The 16,091-nt window shown below is 70.3% G+C and carries 15 protein-coding genes; 12 read left to right on the forward strand and 3 right to left on the reverse strand.

The window, feature by feature from the left end; translation table 11 throughout:
- Positions 1-193: 193 nt before the first annotated feature.
- The 12 genes from HZ321_RS03190 to HZ321_RS03245 all read left to right on the forward strand — a co-directional run bounded on the left by HZ321_RS03190 (position 194) and on the right by HZ321_RS03245 (position 12,443).
- Positions 194-1,819, forward strand: a complete 1,626-nt coding sequence (locus HZ321_RS03190) for an acyl-CoA synthetase (protein ID WP_342343801.1) — start codon at positions 194-196, stop codon at positions 1,817-1,819.
- A gap of 30 nt (positions 1,820-1,849) precedes the next feature.
- Complete coding sequence (locus HZ321_RS03195) at positions 1,850-2,617, forward strand: enoyl-CoA hydratase (RefSeq protein ID WP_206682716.1); 768 nt, start codon at positions 1,850-1,852, stop codon at positions 2,615-2,617.
- A 78-nt stretch (positions 2,618-2,695) separates the two neighbouring features.
- Positions 2,696-3,256 (forward strand): LemA family protein, encoded by a 561-nt coding sequence (locus tag HZ321_RS03200; RefSeq protein WP_181700140.1) that lies wholly within the window; start codon positions 2,696-2,698, stop codon positions 3,254-3,256.
- Positions 3,257-3,266: 10 nt separating this feature from the next.
- Positions 3,267-5,222 (forward strand): DUF2207 domain-containing protein, encoded by a 1,956-nt coding sequence (locus HZ321_RS03205; protein ID WP_181700142.1) that lies wholly within the window; start codon positions 3,267-3,269, stop codon positions 5,220-5,222.
- Between the two features lie 152 nt (positions 5,223-5,374).
- Positions 5,375-6,373, forward strand: a complete 999-nt coding sequence (locus HZ321_RS03210) for an AAA family ATPase (RefSeq protein WP_181700144.1) — start codon at positions 5,375-5,377, stop codon at positions 6,371-6,373.
- A 10-nt stretch (positions 6,374-6,383) separates the two neighbouring features.
- Complete coding sequence (locus HZ321_RS03215) at positions 6,384-7,280, forward strand: DUF58 domain-containing protein (protein ID WP_181700146.1); 897 nt, start codon at positions 6,384-6,386, stop codon at positions 7,278-7,280.
- Positions 7,270-7,728 carry a DUF4381 domain-containing protein gene (locus tag HZ321_RS03220; RefSeq protein ID WP_181700148.1) on the forward strand — a complete coding sequence of 153 codons (459 nt, stop codon included), beginning with the start codon at positions 7,270-7,272 and terminating at the stop codon, positions 7,726-7,728. Before HZ321_RS03215 ends, HZ321_RS03220 begins: the two co-directional genes overlap by 11 nt.
- A 3-nt stretch (positions 7,729-7,731) precedes the next feature.
- A complete protein-coding gene (locus HZ321_RS03225) occupies positions 7,732-8,700 on the forward strand; it encodes a VWA domain-containing protein (RefSeq protein WP_181700150.1) in 969 nt (322 codons plus the stop codon).
- Positions 8,697-9,623: a vWA domain-containing protein gene (locus HZ321_RS03230; protein ID WP_181700152.1), complete on the forward strand. Its 927-nt coding sequence runs from the start codon at positions 8,697-8,699 to the stop codon at positions 9,621-9,623. The genes HZ321_RS03225 and HZ321_RS03230 overlap by 4 nt, the downstream gene beginning before the upstream one ends.
- A complete protein-coding gene (locus HZ321_RS03235; protein ID WP_181700154.1) occupies positions 9,620-10,468 on the forward strand; it encodes a tetratricopeptide repeat protein in 849 nt (282 codons plus the stop codon). The genes HZ321_RS03230 and HZ321_RS03235 overlap by 4 nt, the downstream gene beginning before the upstream one ends.
- On the forward strand, positions 10,462-11,865 hold the full coding sequence (locus HZ321_RS03240) for a BatD family protein (RefSeq protein ID WP_181700156.1): 1,404 nt from the start codon (positions 10,462-10,464) through the stop codon (positions 11,863-11,865). Before HZ321_RS03235 ends, HZ321_RS03240 begins: the two co-directional genes overlap by 7 nt.
- An 83-nt stretch (positions 11,866-11,948) precedes the next feature.
- Entirely contained in the window at positions 11,949-12,443 is a 495-nt protein-coding gene (locus HZ321_RS03245; protein WP_181700158.1) for an SRPBCC family protein, read from the forward strand.
- Between the two features lie 19 nt (positions 12,444-12,462).
- Here the strand turns inward: HZ321_RS03245 and HZ321_RS03250 are convergent, their stop codons facing one another.
- Genes HZ321_RS03250 through HZ321_RS03260 form a run of 3 tightly spaced genes read right to left on the reverse strand, consistent with a single transcriptional unit; the run spans position 12,463 to position 16,087 of the window.
- Positions 12,463-13,824, reverse strand: a complete 1,362-nt coding sequence (locus tag HZ321_RS03250; protein WP_181700159.1) for a sensor histidine kinase — start codon at positions 13,822-13,824, stop codon at positions 12,463-12,465.
- Positions 13,821-15,101 carry an ATP-binding response regulator gene (locus HZ321_RS03255; RefSeq protein ID WP_181700161.1) on the reverse strand — a complete coding sequence of 427 codons (1,281 nt, stop codon included), beginning with the start codon at positions 15,099-15,101 and terminating at the stop codon, positions 13,821-13,823. The genes HZ321_RS03250 and HZ321_RS03255 overlap by 4 nt, the downstream gene beginning before the upstream one ends.
- Complete coding sequence (locus HZ321_RS03260; protein ID WP_181700163.1) at positions 15,098-16,087, reverse strand: anti-sigma regulatory factor; 990 nt, start codon at positions 16,085-16,087, stop codon at positions 15,098-15,100. The genes HZ321_RS03255 and HZ321_RS03260 overlap by 4 nt, the downstream gene beginning before the upstream one ends.
- Positions 16,088-16,091 lie beyond the last annotated feature (4 nt).

Genomic DNA, 16,091 nt, shown 5'->3' on the forward strand with positions numbered 1-16,091 from the left:
TTTCGGGACAGGACGAGGCGGTTGCCGTCGTCCGCCCCAGTGACGGGCAAGGGTCCGCGATTTCGACATTTCACGTTCGGACGGTCGTGTTTTTTCGCTCCGCTCTTTGTCGGACTGGACAAAAGGGTTGGTTGCCTGCCCTGATCGGCCGAAGCGGGCGCATGCCCCCATGAGGACCTGCAGGGAGAAGACCGTGGTCTCCAGCATCTACGACGTCGACCTAGAGAAGAACCCGGCCAACCACCAGCCGCTGACGCCGCTGACGCTGCTCGAGCGGGCGGCCGACGTCTATCCGGACCGGACGGCGGTGATTCACGGTTCGATGCGAGTCAGCTACCGGGATCTTCGCACCCGGGCACACAAGCTTGGCTCGGCGCTCGCCAAGCGCGGGCTGTCGCGGGGCGACACGGTGGCGGTGATGCTCGCCAACACGCCGGCGATGATCGAGTGCCACTACGGCGTCCCGATGTGCGGGGCGGTGCTCAACACGCTGAACACGCGGCTCGACGCCGCCACCCTCGCCTTCAGCCTCGACCACGGCGAGGCCAAGGTGCTGATCACCGACCGCGAATTCTCCAAGGTGATAAAGGAGGCGCTCGCCATCGCGCAGGTCAAGCCGGTGGTCATCGACTACGACGACCCGGCCTTCCCGCAGACCGGCGATCGGCTTGGCGCGATCGAATACGAAGAGCTGCTCGCCGAGGGAGACCAGGATTACGTGGGCGGCTTCCCGCAGGACGAATGGGACGCGATCAGCCTCAACTACACCTCCGGCACCACGTCGAACCCCAAGGGCGTCGTCTACCATCACCGCGGCGCGCACCTCCTGGCGATCGGCAACGTGGTGACCTGCAGCATGCCCAAGCACGCGGTCTACCTCTGGACCCTGCCGATGTTCCACTGCAACGGCTGGTGCTTCCCGTGGTCGATCTCGGCGGTGGCCGGCACGCATGTCTGCCTGCGCGCCGTCCGGGCCGGCCCGATCTACGAGGCGATCGCCGAACACGGCGTCACGCACATGTCCGGCGCGCCGATCGTCATGTCGATCATCCTCAACGCCACCGAGGCAGAGAAGCGGCCGGTGACGACGCCGGTCACCTTCCTCACCGCCGCCGCGCCGCCGCCGGAGGCTGTGCTGTCGGCGATGAACGCGGCCGGCTTCGCGGTCACCCACCTCTACGGCCTGACGGAAACCTACGGCCCGGCCGTGGTCAACGACTGGAACAGCGACTGGGATGCTCTGTCCGGTTCCGAGTGGGCCGCCAAGAAGGCCCGCCAGGGGGTGCGCTACCTGATGCTCGACGCCCTCGACGTGATCGATCCGGAGACGATGCAGCCGGTGCCCGCCGACGGGACCACCATCGGCGAGGTGATGTTCCGCGGCAACGTGGTGATGAAGGGCTACCTGAAGAACCGGAAGGCGACGCGGGAGGCCTTCGAAGGAGGCTGGTTCCACTCGGGCGACCTTGGTGTGAAGCATCCGGACGGGTACCTCCAGCTGAAGGACCGCTCCAAGGACATCATCATCTCGGGCGGCGAGAACATCTCCTCCATCGAGGTGGAGGACGCGCTCTACAAGCATCCGGCGGTGCAGAGTGCAGCGGTGGTCGCCAAGCCCGACGAGAAGTGGGGCGAGACGCCCTGCGCCTTCGTGGAGCTGCGTGCGGGAGCGACGGCCACCGCGGAGGAACTGATCGCCTGGTGCCGGCAGCATCTGGCCGCCTACAAGTGCCCGCGCCACATCGTCTTCACCGACCTGCCGCGAACATCGACCGGCAAGATCCAGAAGTTCAAGCTGCGCGACCAGTTCAAGAGCTGACCGCGCGGCAGCTCCACAGGAATGACGCCCATGACCTCGCTCGACAACGCCTACGTCCTGATGTCGGTGGACGACGCCGTCGCCACCCTCACGCTCAACCGGCCGGACAAGGCGAACGCGTTGTCGGAGGCGATGATGGATGCGCTGGAGGAGCGCATCCTGCAGGCCGGCGCGGACGACGGGGTTCGCGTCGTGGTGCTTGCGGCAGCCGGCAAGATCTTCTGCGCGGGGCACGACCTCGCCGAGATGACAACGCACGGCGACAAGGGCTATTTCGTCGACCTGTTCGCGCGCTGCTCCCGCCTGATGGGCGCGATCCGGCAATGTCCCAAGCCGGTGATCGCCAAGGTGCAGGGTGCCGCGGTCGCCGCCGGCTGCCAGCTGGTCGCGACCTGCGACCTCGCCTACGCGGCGGACCGGGCGAAGTTCGGCGTCAACGGGATCAATCTCGGACTGTTCTGCTCGACGCCATCGGTGGCTCTGTCGCGGGCGATGCCGCGCAAGCAGGCGCTCGACCTCGCCCTGACCGGCCGGCTGATCTCCGCGGCGCGGGCGGCGGAGATGGGCCTGATCAACGCCGCGGTGCCGGCGGAGGCGCTGGATGCGACCGTCGCGGAAACGGCCGCGCTGATCGCGGAGAAGCTCCCGTCGGCGATCGGGCTCGGCAAGGACCTGTTCCATCGCCAGCTGGAGCTCGACGAAAGCGACGCCTATGCTCTGGCCGGCGAACGGATGGCGGAGAACATCAGCCAGGCGGCGACGCGGGACCTGATCGCCGGTTTCCTCCGGAAACACTGAGCCCGGGCGCAGGGTCCGGCGATTGACAAACCACGGCCCTCCCGGCCAGGAATGAACCCACGAAAATCGGGGGGCGTCATGGCCGTTTGGATCGCATTGGGCGTCGTCGTCGTCGCCGTTCTCTACATCATCAGCGTCTACAACGCCCTGGTGAAGAACCGCCAGATGGCCAAGGAGGGCTGGAGCGGCATCGACGTGCAGCTGAAGCGCCGCGCCGACCTCATCCCCAACCTGGTGGAGACGGTCAAGGGATACGCTTCGCACGAGCGCGCCACATTGGAAGAGGTGACGCGGATGCGCACCGCCGCAGCCGCGGTTCCGGCCGGCGACATCGCCGCCCGCGCCCAGGCGGAAGGCGCGCTTTCGGCGGCGCTCGGGCGGCTGATGGCGGTGGCGGAGGCCTATCCGGACCTCAAGGCCAACCAGAACTACCTGGATCTCCAGTCGCAGCTTGGCGGCATCGAGAACGAGCTGCAGATGGCGCGCCGCTACTACAACGGCGCCGCGCGCAACCTCAACATCCAGATCGAGTCGTTCCCGTCCAACCTCGTCGCCGGCCAGTTCCGCTTCGAGGCGATGCCCTATTTCGAGATCGAGGATCCGGCCGACCGGCAGGTCCCGAAGGTGAGCTTCGGCTGAGGCCGGCGGGATGATCCGCGCGATCGCCGCCCTTTGCCGGACACTCCCGGCGCTGCTGATGGTTCTGGCGGCGTTCGCCGCGCTGCCGGCGCACGCGGAGGAGCGGATCCGCAGTTTCACCGTCCGGATCGAGATGACCGACCGCGACCTCATCCGCGTGACGGAGCAGATCGAGGTCCAGGCGGAAGGCTACGACATCAAGCGGGGGATCTACCGCGACATTCCACTGAGCTCCCGGACGGACGACGGCGACCGCCGGGAAGCGACTTTCAAGCTCGTCTCGGTGGAACGGAACGGCGCGGACGAGCCCTACCGCCAGGAGCGGAACACCAGGGGCGTCCGGATCATCATCGGCCAGGAGGACGTGTTCCTCACCTTCGGCCGGCACACCTACACGATCGTCTACGAGACAGGCCGGCAGATCCGCCGCTTTGCCGACCACGACGAGCTGTTCTGGAACGTCACCGGCAACGAATGGAAGTTCTCGATCGACACCGCGCGCGCCACCGTGATCCTGCCGGAGGGCGCCCGGGCGACCGATCTCAACGCGTTCACCGGGGCGTTCGGCGAGAACGGCCGCGACTGGACCTCGTCGAGGGCGGCGGACGGCCGCTTGGTGAGCTTCGTCACGACGCGGGTGCTCCGGGCCGGCGAGGGCTTCACGATCGCCGTCGCCCTGCCGACGGGGGTCATCGCCGAGCCGAGCGGGTCGGAGGCGATGCTGTTCGCCGTCCTCGACCGCAAGGACGAACTGATCGGCTCGGCGGGCCTCCTGCTCGTGTCTCTCTTCTATCTCTGGGCCTGGTCGAAGGTCGGCCGGGATCCGCCGGGCGGGACGGTGATCCCCCTGTTCAGGGCACCGGAGGGCGTCTCGCCATCGCTTGCCCACTACATTCACGAGCGCGGCCTTGCGGCCGGCGGTTGGCCGGCGCTCTCGGCCGCGGCCGTCGATCTCGCCGTCAAGGGCCTGATCCGCTTCGAGGATCTCGACGGCGAAACGCGCCTGGAGCGGACCGATGCGCCGGCCCCGCCGCCTAAGACGCTGCCGGCCGGCGAGGCGGCCGTGCTCTCCTTCCTGGATCGGCGCCGATCGCTGACGCTCTCCAAGGCGGACGGCAAGCAGGTCCTGGCGCTCGGCTCGGCCTTCCGCGGCGCGGTGGTGGGCGAGAACCGCGGCAAGTATTTCGAGCTCAATCGCGGCTACGTCGTGTTCGGCGTTGTGCTGTCGGTGGCGACGCTGATCGCCATGGTCGCCTTCGGCCGCTTCCGGGAGGAAGAGCTTGCTTTCATCCTGCCGCTCGTCTTCGGCGGCGTGTGGGCGAGCTTCGCCGTCCTGAAGTTCCTTTCCATCATCCGCAGCGGCGCCAGCCTGGTCCGGCGCCTGCTCACCGGGACGGTGCTCGTTGCGATCGCCTTCATCGGGATCGCCGTCGTCGGCGGGGCGGCGGTCGGTTTCCTGGTGGAGACGCTGAACGTCTGGATCGCGTCGATCGTCGGCGGGCTGATCCTTGCCAACGTGCTTTTCTTCATCCTCCTCGCCGCGCCAACGGTCGCCGGCCGCAAGGTGATGGACGACATCGAGGGGCTGCGGCTCTACCTCTCGGTCGCAGAGGAGGAGCGGATGAATATGGCGGGGGCACCCAGGATGAGCCCCAGCCACTATGAAACACTGCTCCCCTATGCCATCGCGCTCGGCGTGGAGAAGCCCTGGTCGAAGGCGTTCCAGGCCTGGCTCACGACGGCCGCGGCGGCTGGAATGGCGGCCGATTACGAGCCCGGCTGGTACCACGGCGCCCATTTCGGCCGCGACAGCTTCGCCAGCCGCATGTCGAGCACCGTCTCGTCGCTGTCGTCCTCCTTCTCCTCGTCGCTGCCGGAGACGAAGTCGTCCAGTTCCGGCTTCAGCAGTTCGGGCGGTGGCGGTTCCGGCGGTGGCGGCGGCGGCGGTGGCGGCGGCGGGTGGTGAACCGCCGCGTTCGACAGTTCTCCCAAAGAGGCCCGATGTCGCAGCCGGCGGGGAAAAAAGTCAGGTTGCCAGGGCCGGCCGGTGATGCCCTACTCCGCGGATCGGCGAAACACGGCCCCTGAAGAAGGCTCCGTGCGCCCGGGAGAGAACGCATGGATGCCAACCAACCGGCAACGTCGCCGCCGGGGTCGACGACCGTCGAACGCGAGCGGATCGCCGAGGTCGCGCGGACGCTGGAAAAGGCCCTGATCGGCCGCACCCCGCTCGTCGAGCGGCTGATGATCGCCCTGTTGACCGGCGGGCACATCCTGGTCGAGGGCGCGCCGGGGCTTGCCAAGACGCGGGCAGTGAAGCAGCTTTCCGACCGGCTCGATGCCAGCTTCGCCCGCATCCAGTGCACGCCCGACCTGATGCCGGCGGACCTGACCGGCACGCCGGTCTGGCGGCCGGATGCCGGCGCCTTCGAGTTCGTGGCCGGCCCCCTCTTTCACAACCTCGTGCTTGTCGACGAGATCAACCGCGCGCCGCCGAAGGTGCAGTCCGCGCTCCTGGAAGCGATGGCCGAGCGCCAGGTCACGGCCGGCGGCGTCACGCATCCGCTGCCGGACCCGTTCATCGTGGTTGCCACGCAGAACCCGATCGAGCACGAGGGCACGTTTCCGCTTCCCGAAGCGCAGCTCGACCGGTTCCTCTTCCATGTGACCGTGGACATGCCCGACGCCATTGCGGAGCGCGAGATCCTGGACCTCGTCGAGCGCGAGACCGTCACGCCGCCGGCGGCTGCCGGCATCCGGCTATCGGTCGACGAGGTGCGGCTCGCCCGGACGGAGGCGATGCGCACCCATCTCTCCCCGGCGCTCAAGGACTACATCGTCCGGCTGGTCACCGCGACGCGTGACGGGTCCGTGGGAGACGATGTGAAGGCCGCGATCGAGCACGCGGTCTCGCCGCGCGGCACGCTTTCGCTCGCCGCTGCCGCCAAGGCCCGCGCCTATCTGCGCGGACGCGACTACGCCACGCCGGAGGACGTACGGGCGCTTGCCGCCGATACGCTCGCCCACCGGCTCGTGCTGACCTGGCGGGCCGCTGCCGAGGGCGACACCAGCCGCAAAGTGATCGCCCGGCTCGTCGACCGGGTCGCGCCGCTCTGAGGAGTTGGGGATGGACGTCCTGGACCATTCCGGCGTCAGCGTCGATCCGGATCGCCTCTTCCGCCTCCGCTTCGCCGCGGCCGAGGCGCGGCGCGCCCTGTCTCGGCGCACGTCGGCGCGGCCGGGTCCGTTCGTCACGAAGCGACGGGGCCGCGGCTCGGAGACCGACGACGTCCGCACCTGGTCGCACGGCGACGACATCCGCCATATCGACCGCAACGTCACCGCCCGCACCGGCGTACCGCATGTGCGGACCTTCCGTGACGAGCGGGAGAAGACGACGCTGCTCCTTGCCGATTTCCGCCCCCCCATGCTGTTCGGCACGCGCCGCGCCTTCCTTTCCGTGGCCGCGGCGGAGCTTCTGGCGCTGATCGGCTGGAGCGTGGCGGAGGACGGCGGGCGGGTGGGCGTCCTCGCCGTCGGCGGTGCGGAGCCGGAGTTCGTCCGTCCCGTCGTCGGCGAGCGGGCCATGGTGGCGGTGATCGGCGCGCTTGCCCGGGCGCACCGGTCGGCGCTCGACAGCGAGGCGAAGAAGACCCAGCCGCTCGCGCCCGACATCGAGGCGGCCGGCCGGCTGCTGCCGCCGGGCGGCACGCTTGCCATCGCCACGGCGCTGGACGCGCCCGGCGACGGCTTCGACGAGACGGTCGTGCGGGCGGTCCACCGGGCCGACGTGACGGTCTTCGTGATGACCGATGCCTTCGAACGGCAACCGCCGGCGGGCGTCTATCCCTTCCTGTCGGTCGACGGCCGGCGGGCGGTCGGGGCGATCCCCGCCGACGTCGCGCCGGCAGCGGATCGGCGCCTGGACAGACTCGCCGCGCTCGGCGCGTCGGCGATCGCGGTGGCGGCGGAGGAGAATCCGGAGACGCTGTTGCGTGTCATCGAGGCGATCCATGGCCGATGATCCGCTCGCCCTGCTCCGCCCGGTGCGCTGGCCTGCGGCAACACCCGTCGTCAGCGCCTCAGACCTGATCGAGGCGGCCGTCGTCGGTGTGCTCGCCGCCTGCCTCGTCGTCGCGCTCGTCGTCGCCTTCCGGCAGCGACGCGGCACGCATCCGAGACGTGAGGCGCTTGCCCGGGTGAAGGCCGCGGCGCTGCTGCCGCCGGACGAACGGCTTGCGGCGGAAGCCGCCGCGTTGCGCAGCTACGTCGCCCGCGTCCGGGGCCCCGGCGAGGCGCAGGCGGAAGGCGAGGAATGGCTGCAGACGCTGGACCGTGTGTTTGCGACGACCGCCTTCACCACCGGACCCGGGCGCGCGCTCGCGGACGGGCTCTATCGGCCGGACGGCGCGCCGAAGGACGATGCCGTGGATCGGCTGCTGATGCGGGTGCTTGCCGGGACGCGGGGCTGACCCATGCTGGAATGGCTCGCCACCCCGCTCGCGCTGCTGCTCGCCCCGCTGCCGTTCCTGGTGCGGCGGCTGGTGCCGCCGTCACCGGCGGCGGCGGGCGCACTGACCGTGCCCCCCGCGATCGCCGCCCGCTTGACCGAGGGCGAGGGTCTGGCCGCCCGCCAGCAGCGGCGGTTCCTCCTACTTGCCTGGGTCGCCTGGTTGTTCCTGGTGGTGGCGCTCGCCGGGCCGCAGCGGATCCTGCCGGCGCAGGCGCTGCCGGCCTCGGCGCACGAGATCGTCCTGGTGCTTGATCTCTCCGGCAGCATGGAGAGCAAGGACATGACGCTCGGCGGCGAAACGGTGCGCCGGGTGGATGCGGTCAAGTCAGTCGCGCGGGACTTCGTGCAGCGGCGGGCCGGCGACCGGATCGGCGTCGTGTTCTTCGCCGAGGAGTCACAGGTGGCCTCGGTCCCGACCTTTGACGTGGAGGCCGTCGACGCCGTGCTCGCCAACGCCGACATCGGCGACCTCGGCCGCTCCACCGCCATCGGCGACGGGCTCGGGCTCGCTTTGAAGCGGCTCAAGGATTCCGCCACACCCAACCGCGTCGTGGTGCTGCTGTCCGACGGCACCAGCACGGCCGGCGCGGTGCGGCCGGAAGCGGCGGCGGCGCTGGCGCGTGAGCTCGGGGTGCGCGTCCACACCATCGCGCTCGGCACCAACGAGCGGCTCGAACAGGGCCAGAGCGGCGTCGCCAGCCTGGTCGACGCGCAGACGCTGGAGGCGATCGCGGCGGCGAGCGGCGGCCGGTTCTTCCGGGTGCGCGACACCGACGACCTCAGGGCGGTGACCGCCGAGATCGACCGCGCCGAAGGCGGGCGGATGCCGGCGCCACCGGCCTCGGTCGCCCAGCCTCTCTGGCCGTGGCCGGCGGGCGCGTCCTTTGCCCTTCTCCTCGTGCTCGCCGTCCTGGAACGGAGGCGGCCATGATCTCGCTCGGTGGCATAGCCCTGCTGCGGCCGCTCTGGATCCTGGCGCTCGCCGCCGTCGCCGCCGTCGTTATCCTGGTGAAGGCGCGCGGTGCGCTCGGCGACTGGCGGCGCGCGGTTGACGCACCGCTGCTTGCCGCGCTGCTCAAGCGGGGCGGTGCGTCGCTGGAGGCGCTCAACCGGGCGCGCTTGCCGGCCAGCGCGATCGCGGCGGGTATCCTGGCGCTGGCGCTCACGGGACCTGCGACGGAGCGCGGGGACCTCGGCGCCTGGCGCAACCTCGACGCGGTTCTCGTCGGCCTGGACCTTTCGCGGTCCGTCGCGGAAAGCGCCCTCGGGGAGGCCCGGCTCGCGGCACTGCAGGCGGCGGAGGCGGCCGGCACGCGGCAGAGCGGTTTCATCGTCTATGCCGGCGACGCCTACACGGGCGCGACCTTCACCTTCGACCGGGAGGCGCTGTCCCAGCTGATCGCCGCGACCGGTCCGGACCTGGTGCCCGACGTGGGCAGCGACCCGGCGCGGGCGATCGCGCTCGCCGGCACGATGCTCGCCGAATCCGGCATCGCGAGCGGCGACCTCGTGCTCGTCACGGACGGCGGCGGCATCGACCAGCGCGCGCTCGACCGGGCGGCCGAACTGCGCGCCGCCGGCCATCGGCTCGACGTCGCGTTCATCACCGCCGGCCAGCGCTCGCCGGATGCGCCGGCGCCCGACCGGACAGCCGTGGACGCGCTCGCCTCCGCGGGAGGCGGGGCGGTGGCGGACGCTTCGGATCCGGAAGCGATCCCGCGGCTGATCGCGGGGAGCAGTTCGGAGCGGCTCGGCCGCAGCGCCTATGCGGTACTCGCCTGGTTCGATATTGGTCGCCCGCTGTCGGCGCTTGCCGCCGTGCCGCTCCTCCTCCTGTTCCGGAGGCGGCGATGAGAGGGGTGACGATCGCAGCGGCCGTCGCCCTCGTGGCCGCGGGCCTCTATGTCGAGCGGTTCCCGATCGGGCGCCTGCTGGCCGCCGCCGGCGCTCCCGGGGTGGCCGCCGTCCTGTTCGACGATCCGGCCTGGAAGGGCGCCGCGTTCGCCGCCGCCGGCCGGGGCGAAGCGGCGGTCGACGCGCTCCGGCGCACGCGCAGCCCGGAGGCGGCCTACAACATGGGCAACGCGCTGGTCGCGGCCGGCGACTATCCGCTTGCCGTGAAGGCCTACGCACTGGCGCTCGCCCGCAACCCGGACGACGCAGACGCGCGGATCAACAAGGGCATCGTGGAGCGCCTGATCGCGGCCGCGCAGCCGCCTCCGGACGAACAGCCCGGCGGCGGCAGCGCCAATTCGGGCGCGCGGATCGACCACGATCCTTCCGCCATGGACACCTCCGACCCGGACGCCAAGGCGAAGTCCGCCACCGGCGACGGGATGGTCGGCAACCGTGAGGGGACGAGCGACGAGAAGAGCGCGGGCAGCGGCAAGGTGGATCGCAAGGGCAGCGGCGCCCAGGATGAGACGGAGGCGGGTGCCGGCACGGCGTCGGGTGCGGCCACCGACGCGGCGGGGACCGCCGGAAAAGGCGGCGGGCAGACCGACAGCGCGGCTTCGGAAGAGGCCGACAAGCGCCGCACCCCCGGCGCTTCGGAGCGCGAAGCCGCCCAGGCGACGCTGCAATGGCTCGCCGCGATCCCGGACGACCCGACCCGTTGGCTAAAGGTGAAGATCGCCGATGAACGCGATCGGCGCGTCAAGGCGGGCGTCGCCGTCCAGCCGGGAGGTACGGGATGGTGACGCGTCTCCTCGTTGCGCTCGTCGCCTTGATGCTGGCGCTGCCGGCCGGCGCCCAATCGGCTCTTCCGGACCGGGTGGAAGGCGTCGACCTCAGGATCAGCATCGAAAGCACAGGCCGGCCGCCGCACCCGCAGGAGATGATCCTGATCCGCCTGCGCGGGCTGTTTCGAATTCCGGTCACCCTGGAACGGCTGCAGGAGCCGGACATTCCGGGGGCGCGGATGCTGACCATCGGCCGCGACAAGTGGACGGCGGTGATGGAGGGTGGCCTGCCGGCGCAGCTGGTGGAGCGGACCGTGGCGGTGTTCCCTCAGAAGAGCGGCACGCTCCGGATCCCGCCCTTCGTGCATCACCTGACGCTTGTCGACAAAAACTTCAAACAGTTCAAGGCGGACGTGCGGTCCAACGCGCTTGAGGTCGAGGTGGTGCCGGCCCCGGTTCCCGCCGACACCTGGTGGATCGCGGCGGGCGATCTGAAGGTCACGGAAACCTGGACGGCGCCGCCGGACCAGCTGGGGATCGGACAGTCGACGCGCCGGACGCTCACCTTCGAGGCGTTCGGCGTTCTCGACGACCAGTTGCCCCCGCCGCCGCCGATGCGTGTCGACGGGCTGATCGTGTTCCCGGGTCCGGTCGCTCGCGAAACGATGATCGGCCTCGGTCCCAACCAGATCCGCCAGTGGGAGCTGCCGCTGCGCGAGCGGTCGTTGCGCCGTCCCGGCCGCTACAAGGAGGTTGCCAGCGACACGGACGGCCCGGTGTCGCGGGTCACCTACACCTGGGACATCCGCCCGGCGACGGATCGGGCGGTTCTGCTGCCAGCGATCGCGATCCCCTGGTTCGACACCCGTGCGGGGGTGATGCGCACGCTGGAGATCGGCCCGCGCACGGTGTCGCTGGCCGCCTCCAGCGTTTCGGCGGAAACGCTGGCGCTGGAGAAGGCGCTCGGCATCGAGGCGGCGGCGGCCTATGCGCCGGTCCCGGAAGGCTGGCGGGCGCGGGTGCTGACGGCCGGGGCGGGCGTGCTCGCCTTCCTTGTCGCCGGGGCGGGGCTGGCGGTCTTGGCCCTCCCGGAAACGCTCGCCTCGATGCGACGGCGATTGGCGGAACGGTCGCGTGTGCGGGCGCTGATCCGGAGCTTCCGGGCGGCGGCGCGCCGCGGCGATGGCGCGGGCGCGCGAGCGGCCCTTCTCCACCTCGCCGACCTCGGACTTCAGCCCGATGGGGCCGGCCGGGGCGATGTCGTCGATCTCGACCGGCACCTGTTCGGCCTTCCGCCGGGGCCGCCGCCCGACTGGAAACGCTTGGCAACTCGGGAGTTTTTCCCGGAGAAAGATTTCGCCCTGCGCCCGGTTGCCGCAAGGGGGGGCTCCGGCATCCACATTACCGAACGTTAACTTGAGGAGATCCGGGCCAAGCCTAGGCTCCCGGCGGGAATGGACGAGAAGAAGCGCCACCCGAACACCCTGGGAGGGATCCAATGCGTTCGACGACCCTGTTCGCCGGCCTCGCCGCCGGCCTTCTGCTGGCCACACCTGCCCTGGCGGTCGACGCCAAGCAGCGCGTGGAAGACAAGACCATCTCCGTGGACAAGACCTGGGCGATCATCGGCGACTTCTGCGGGATCGGCCAGTGGCATCCGGCGGTAGAAAAGTGCGAACTGTCCGAAAAGGACGGCGCCAAGCTCCGGACGCTGTCGCTGAAGGGCGGCGGCACGATCATCGAGAAGCTGGAAGAGTGGAACGACGCGGAGCACAAGTACACCTACTCGATCATCGAGAGCCCGCTGCCCGTCGCCAACTACACCTCGACGCTGTCGGTGAAGGCCGACGACGATGGCGGCGCCGGTATCCGCTGGGTCGGCACCTTCGACGCCAAAGGCGCCACGGACGAGGAGGCCAAGACCGTGATCGAGGGCATCTACAAGGCTGGAATCGACTCCATCCTGGCCAAGGCGCAGGCCGCCGGCAGCTGACGTCCGGCGCGGCCAGCCCTCAGAACTCCGGATCGAGGACCACCTCGATCCGGCACACCAGGCCGTCCTCACGATAATCCAGGGTCGTGGCCCCGCCCAGTTCGTGGGCAAGAACGCGCTCGATGAGCCGCGAGCCGAAGCCCTGGCGGGTCGGCTTCTCCACCGGCGGCCCGCCGGTCTCCACCCAGGTGATCGCCAGCCGGTCCCGACTTTCGCCCAGGATCTCCCAGCTCACCGCCACACTGCCTGAATCGCGCGACAGGGCGCCGTACTTGCTGGCGTTGGTGCCGAGTTCGTGCAGCGCCATGGCGATCGGCACGGCAACGCGCGGGGCGATCTGGATCACCGGGCCGGAGACCCGGAATCGCGCCGACGATCCGCCGGCGTAGGGCGCGATCGCCTCCGCGACGATGGCGTGCAGCGTGCCGCCGATCAGGTCCTCGCGCATCAGGAGATCGTGGGTCTTGGCGAGGTTGGCGAGACGGCCCTCGAAGCTTTCCAGCGCGCCCGGATCGATGGCGCGGTCGCGCAGGGTCTGGCGGGCGATGGACTGGACGATCGCCAGCGTGTTCTTGACCCTGTGATGCAGCTCCTGGATCAGCACGCGCTGGCGCAGATCGGCCTGTTTCTGCAGAGTGAGGTCGATGTTGATGCCGACGAGGCGTCCGCGCAGGCCTTGCGCACGGCCGTGGATGTCGGCGCGCGACATCAGCCAACGGGTCGAGCCATCGCCGTGCAGGACACGGAACTCGCAGTCGAGCGGGGTGCCGGTCTGTGCGGACGCGGCCAGGGCTTCGGTGTAGAGCGACCGATCCTCCGGATGCACGCAGGCGAGCAGCGTGTCGAAGTTCATCGCGCCGCCGGGCTCGCTGCCGATCAGCTTGCTGTTGGCCTCGGACCAGACGACGATTCCGCTGTCCAGGTCCCACTCCCAGGTACCGACGCCACCGGCCTGCTGGGCCAGCCGCATCCGCGCCTCGCTGCGGCGAAGACGCTCCTCGGCCCGCCGGATGCGCAGCAGCGCCTTCACCGTGGCGATCATCTCGGCGGGATCGACAGGCTGGGTGAGATAGGCGTCGGCGCCGCCCTCCAGGCCGCGAACCCTGTGGTCGGCCGAGACGAAGTGGGCGGAGGTCTGCAGCACGAGGACTTCGGGCATGTGGGCCTTGATCCGCGCGCAGACGTCGAGGCCGCTCATGTCCGGCAGGTTCACGTCGAGCAGCACCAGCGCGGGCCGGCGGGCGTTGACCAGTTCCAGCGTCTCCGCGCCCGTGGCCGCCTCCAGGACATCGTAGCCCGCGTGGATGAGCAACCGGGTCTTGGCGTAGCGAAGCTGTTCGGTGTCGTCGACGTTGAGGATCGTTTCTGGGCCGATGATCATGACTTTAGCCGCCTTTCGGCGCTTCTTCCGATCGCCTCCAGCAAAGAGTGCCTGGAGATCTCGTGCTTGGGAAGGAATTCGGCGACGCCTTCGAGGCGGGCTCTCAGCGCAGGGGTGATGGGATCGGAGGTCGCCACGACGACGGCGGTCCCGGCGGGCCAGCCGTCCCGGCGCAAAGCCTCGACCACTTCGGCGCCCGCCATGCCGGGCATGTTGAGGTCGAGCAGCACCACGTCGGCCGGGTCGGCGCGCAGGCGGTTGAGGCCGTTGTGGCCATCCAGGGCTTCGCGGACCCGGATCTCGGGGCGGTCCTTCAGCAGCTGGCGGACGAGGTAGCGGAAGGACGGGTCGTCGTCGATCACAAGGATGGTGCGCGTCGACGCGCCGGCTTCGCCCCCGCCGTCGCGCAGGACGACCGACGCCGGCAGCGTCAGGCGAAAGGTGGAACCTCGGCCGGGGGTGCTCTCCACGTCCAGGCTTCCGCCGAGCAGCTCGGCGAGCCGGCGCGACAGCGGCAGGCCGAGACCGGTGCCCTTGTGGCGGCGGTGGAGCGCGGTATCGATCTGTCCGAACTCCTCGAAGATCTTGGCCTGGTGCTCCGGCGCGATGCCGATGCCGGTGTCCCGGACCTCGATCAGCAGACCGCCGTCGTCGACGATACGAGCGGAGACGCGGACCTCGCCCGTTTCGGTGAACTTCAGGCCGTTGGACACCAGATTGCGCAGGATCTGGGCCACCTTGGCCTCGTCCGTGCGGAGGCGGATGTCGGGTCCGGTGTCGATCACGAGCCTGACGTCACGGCCCGCCTGCAAGGGCCGCAAGGCGCCCCGCAAGGCGGCGAAGAGGTCCGGCAGGGCAAAGACGGTCGGCTTCAGGTCGAGCCTGCCGGCCTCCACCTTGGCGAGATCAAGCAGGTCGTTGACGAGCTCGGTCAGGCTCTCGGCGGACTGCCTGATGTAGACGACCTGCCGCTCCTGCTCCGCGGAGAGGTCGCCGTCGAGTCGATCGAGAAGGATGCGGGCGAGCCCCATGATCGAGTTCAACGGCGTGCGGAACTCGTGGCTCACGTAGGACAGGAAGCGCGACTTCAGCTCGCTCGCCTCGCGCAGCTGATCGGCCCGCTGGTCGAGTTCGGAGTAGAGCGCGACGATGCCGCGGTTGGTGTCCTCCAGCTCGCGGTTGAGCCGCTGCAGCTCGTCGCGGCGGGAGTCGAGTTCGCGCCGAGCCTCGGCCAGCTCGGCTGCAAGGGCGGCGGCATCGGTGCCGGAATCGCTCATGACCAGCCTCCCGTCGCGACCACCACCGTCGCATCGTCCCGGCCGCGGGCGTGGTCTCGCCAGAGGATCGCCGCGACCAGCGCCGGGTGAGCGGCGGCAAGGCCGGGATAGCGGTCGAGCGACCAGTTGTTGGAGACCCCGTCGGAATGGAGGACGACGCAGTAGGCCGGCTTCAGGTCGTAGGAGAACGCCTGGATGCGGTGGCGGGCGAGTCCGGCGGTGCCGTTGTGGGAAACCATGCGCCGCGCCTCGCCGCCGGACACCACGACGCCGGCGATGTTGCCGAGGCCGCAGAAGACGGCGCTTCCGGACGACGGGTGGAGACGGACCGCCGCCACGGCCGCGCCGCGCGTCGTCTTCAGCGCGTCGTGGGCGCGGTCGACGAACTCCAGGGGCGTACTCGCGCCGGCGGCCTTGAACACCCGGACGGCCTCGTTGGAAGCGCCGGCAGCACCGGCCCCGTGTCCGAGCCCGTCGGCGAGCATGAGGTCGCAGACAGCGCCGTCGGTGCGCGCCGACCAGGCGTCTCCGCAGACGTCCTCGCCGGCGATCGGCATGGCAATCCCGGCGAAGACGGGGCGGGCGAGCTTCTGCCGTCCGCGGACGAAGCGGGCGAGCACGGCCGTGCCGAGCCCCGGCCAGGACGCCACCTCGAAGGCGTTGGACTGGCGGCGGACGGCGCCGAGCCCCTCGCCGGCGCTGCCGGCCGTGGAGTAGCCGTCCTCCAGGCAGCGGCCGATGTCGGCCATGCCGCGCCCCTTGTCGAGTGCGATCAACTCCAGGCCGTCGCCGGTCTCGTCGGCGAAGGGTCCGCAGAGGATGTCGCCACCGCGGGCATGCTTGACGAGGTTGGTCGCCAATTCGGTCGCCGCGATCGCCACGCGTCCGGCGTCCGTGGCGTCGAAGCCGAGGCGCTCGGCGAAGGCGCTCGCCTTGCGGCGCGCCTCCGATACCCTGCTCTCGTCGTGGACCGGCAGCAACTGCATGGGA

It is taken from the genome of Chthonobacter albigriseus (assembly GCF_013839445.1).
Taxonomy (GTDB): Bacteria; Pseudomonadota; Alphaproteobacteria; order Rhizobiales; family Pleomorphomonadaceae; genus Chthonobacter; species Chthonobacter albigriseus.

Excerpts from the sequence above, each read along its gene's own strand:
- HZ321_RS03195 (WP_206682716.1), top strand. The coding sequence starts at position 1,850 with ATGACCTCGCTCGACAACGCCTACGTCCTGATGTCGGTGGACGACGCC.
- HZ321_RS03200 (WP_181700140.1), top strand. The coding sequence starts at position 2,696 with ATGGCCGTTTGGATCGCATTGGGCGTCGTCGTCGTCGCCGTTCTCTAC.
- HZ321_RS03205 (WP_181700142.1), top strand. The coding sequence starts at position 3,267 with ATGATCCGCGCGATCGCCGCCCTTTGCCGGACACTCCCGGCGCTGCTG.
- HZ321_RS03210 (WP_181700144.1), top strand. The coding sequence starts at position 5,375 with ATGGATGCCAACCAACCGGCAACGTCGCCGCCGGGGTCGACGACCGTC.
- HZ321_RS03215 (WP_181700146.1), top strand. The coding sequence starts at position 6,384 with ATGGACGTCCTGGACCATTCCGGCGTCAGCGTCGATCCGGATCGCCTC.
- HZ321_RS03220 (WP_181700148.1), top strand. The coding sequence starts at position 7,270 with ATGGCCGATGATCCGCTCGCCCTGCTCCGCCCGGTGCGCTGGCCTGCG.
- HZ321_RS03225 (WP_181700150.1), top strand. The coding sequence starts at position 7,732 with ATGCTGGAATGGCTCGCCACCCCGCTCGCGCTGCTGCTCGCCCCGCTG.
- HZ321_RS03230 (WP_181700152.1), top strand. The coding sequence starts at position 8,697 with ATGATCTCGCTCGGTGGCATAGCCCTGCTGCGGCCGCTCTGGATCCTG.
- HZ321_RS03235 (WP_181700154.1), top strand. The coding sequence starts at position 9,620 with ATGAGAGGGGTGACGATCGCAGCGGCCGTCGCCCTCGTGGCCGCGGGC.
- HZ321_RS03240 (WP_181700156.1), top strand. The coding sequence starts at position 10,462 with ATGGTGACGCGTCTCCTCGTTGCGCTCGTCGCCTTGATGCTGGCGCTG.
- HZ321_RS03245 (WP_181700158.1), top strand. The coding sequence starts at position 11,949 with ATGCGTTCGACGACCCTGTTCGCCGGCCTCGCCGCCGGCCTTCTGCTG.
- HZ321_RS03250 (WP_181700159.1), bottom strand. The coding sequence starts at position 13,824 with ATGATCATCGGCCCAGAAACGATCCTCAACGTCGACGACACCGAACAG.
- HZ321_RS03255 (WP_181700161.1), bottom strand. The coding sequence starts at position 15,101 with ATGAGCGATTCCGGCACCGATGCCGCCGCCCTTGCAGCCGAGCTGGCC.
- HZ321_RS03260 (WP_181700163.1), bottom strand. The coding sequence starts at position 16,087 with ATGCAGTTGCTGCCGGTCCACGACGAGAGCAGGGTATCGGAGGCGCGC.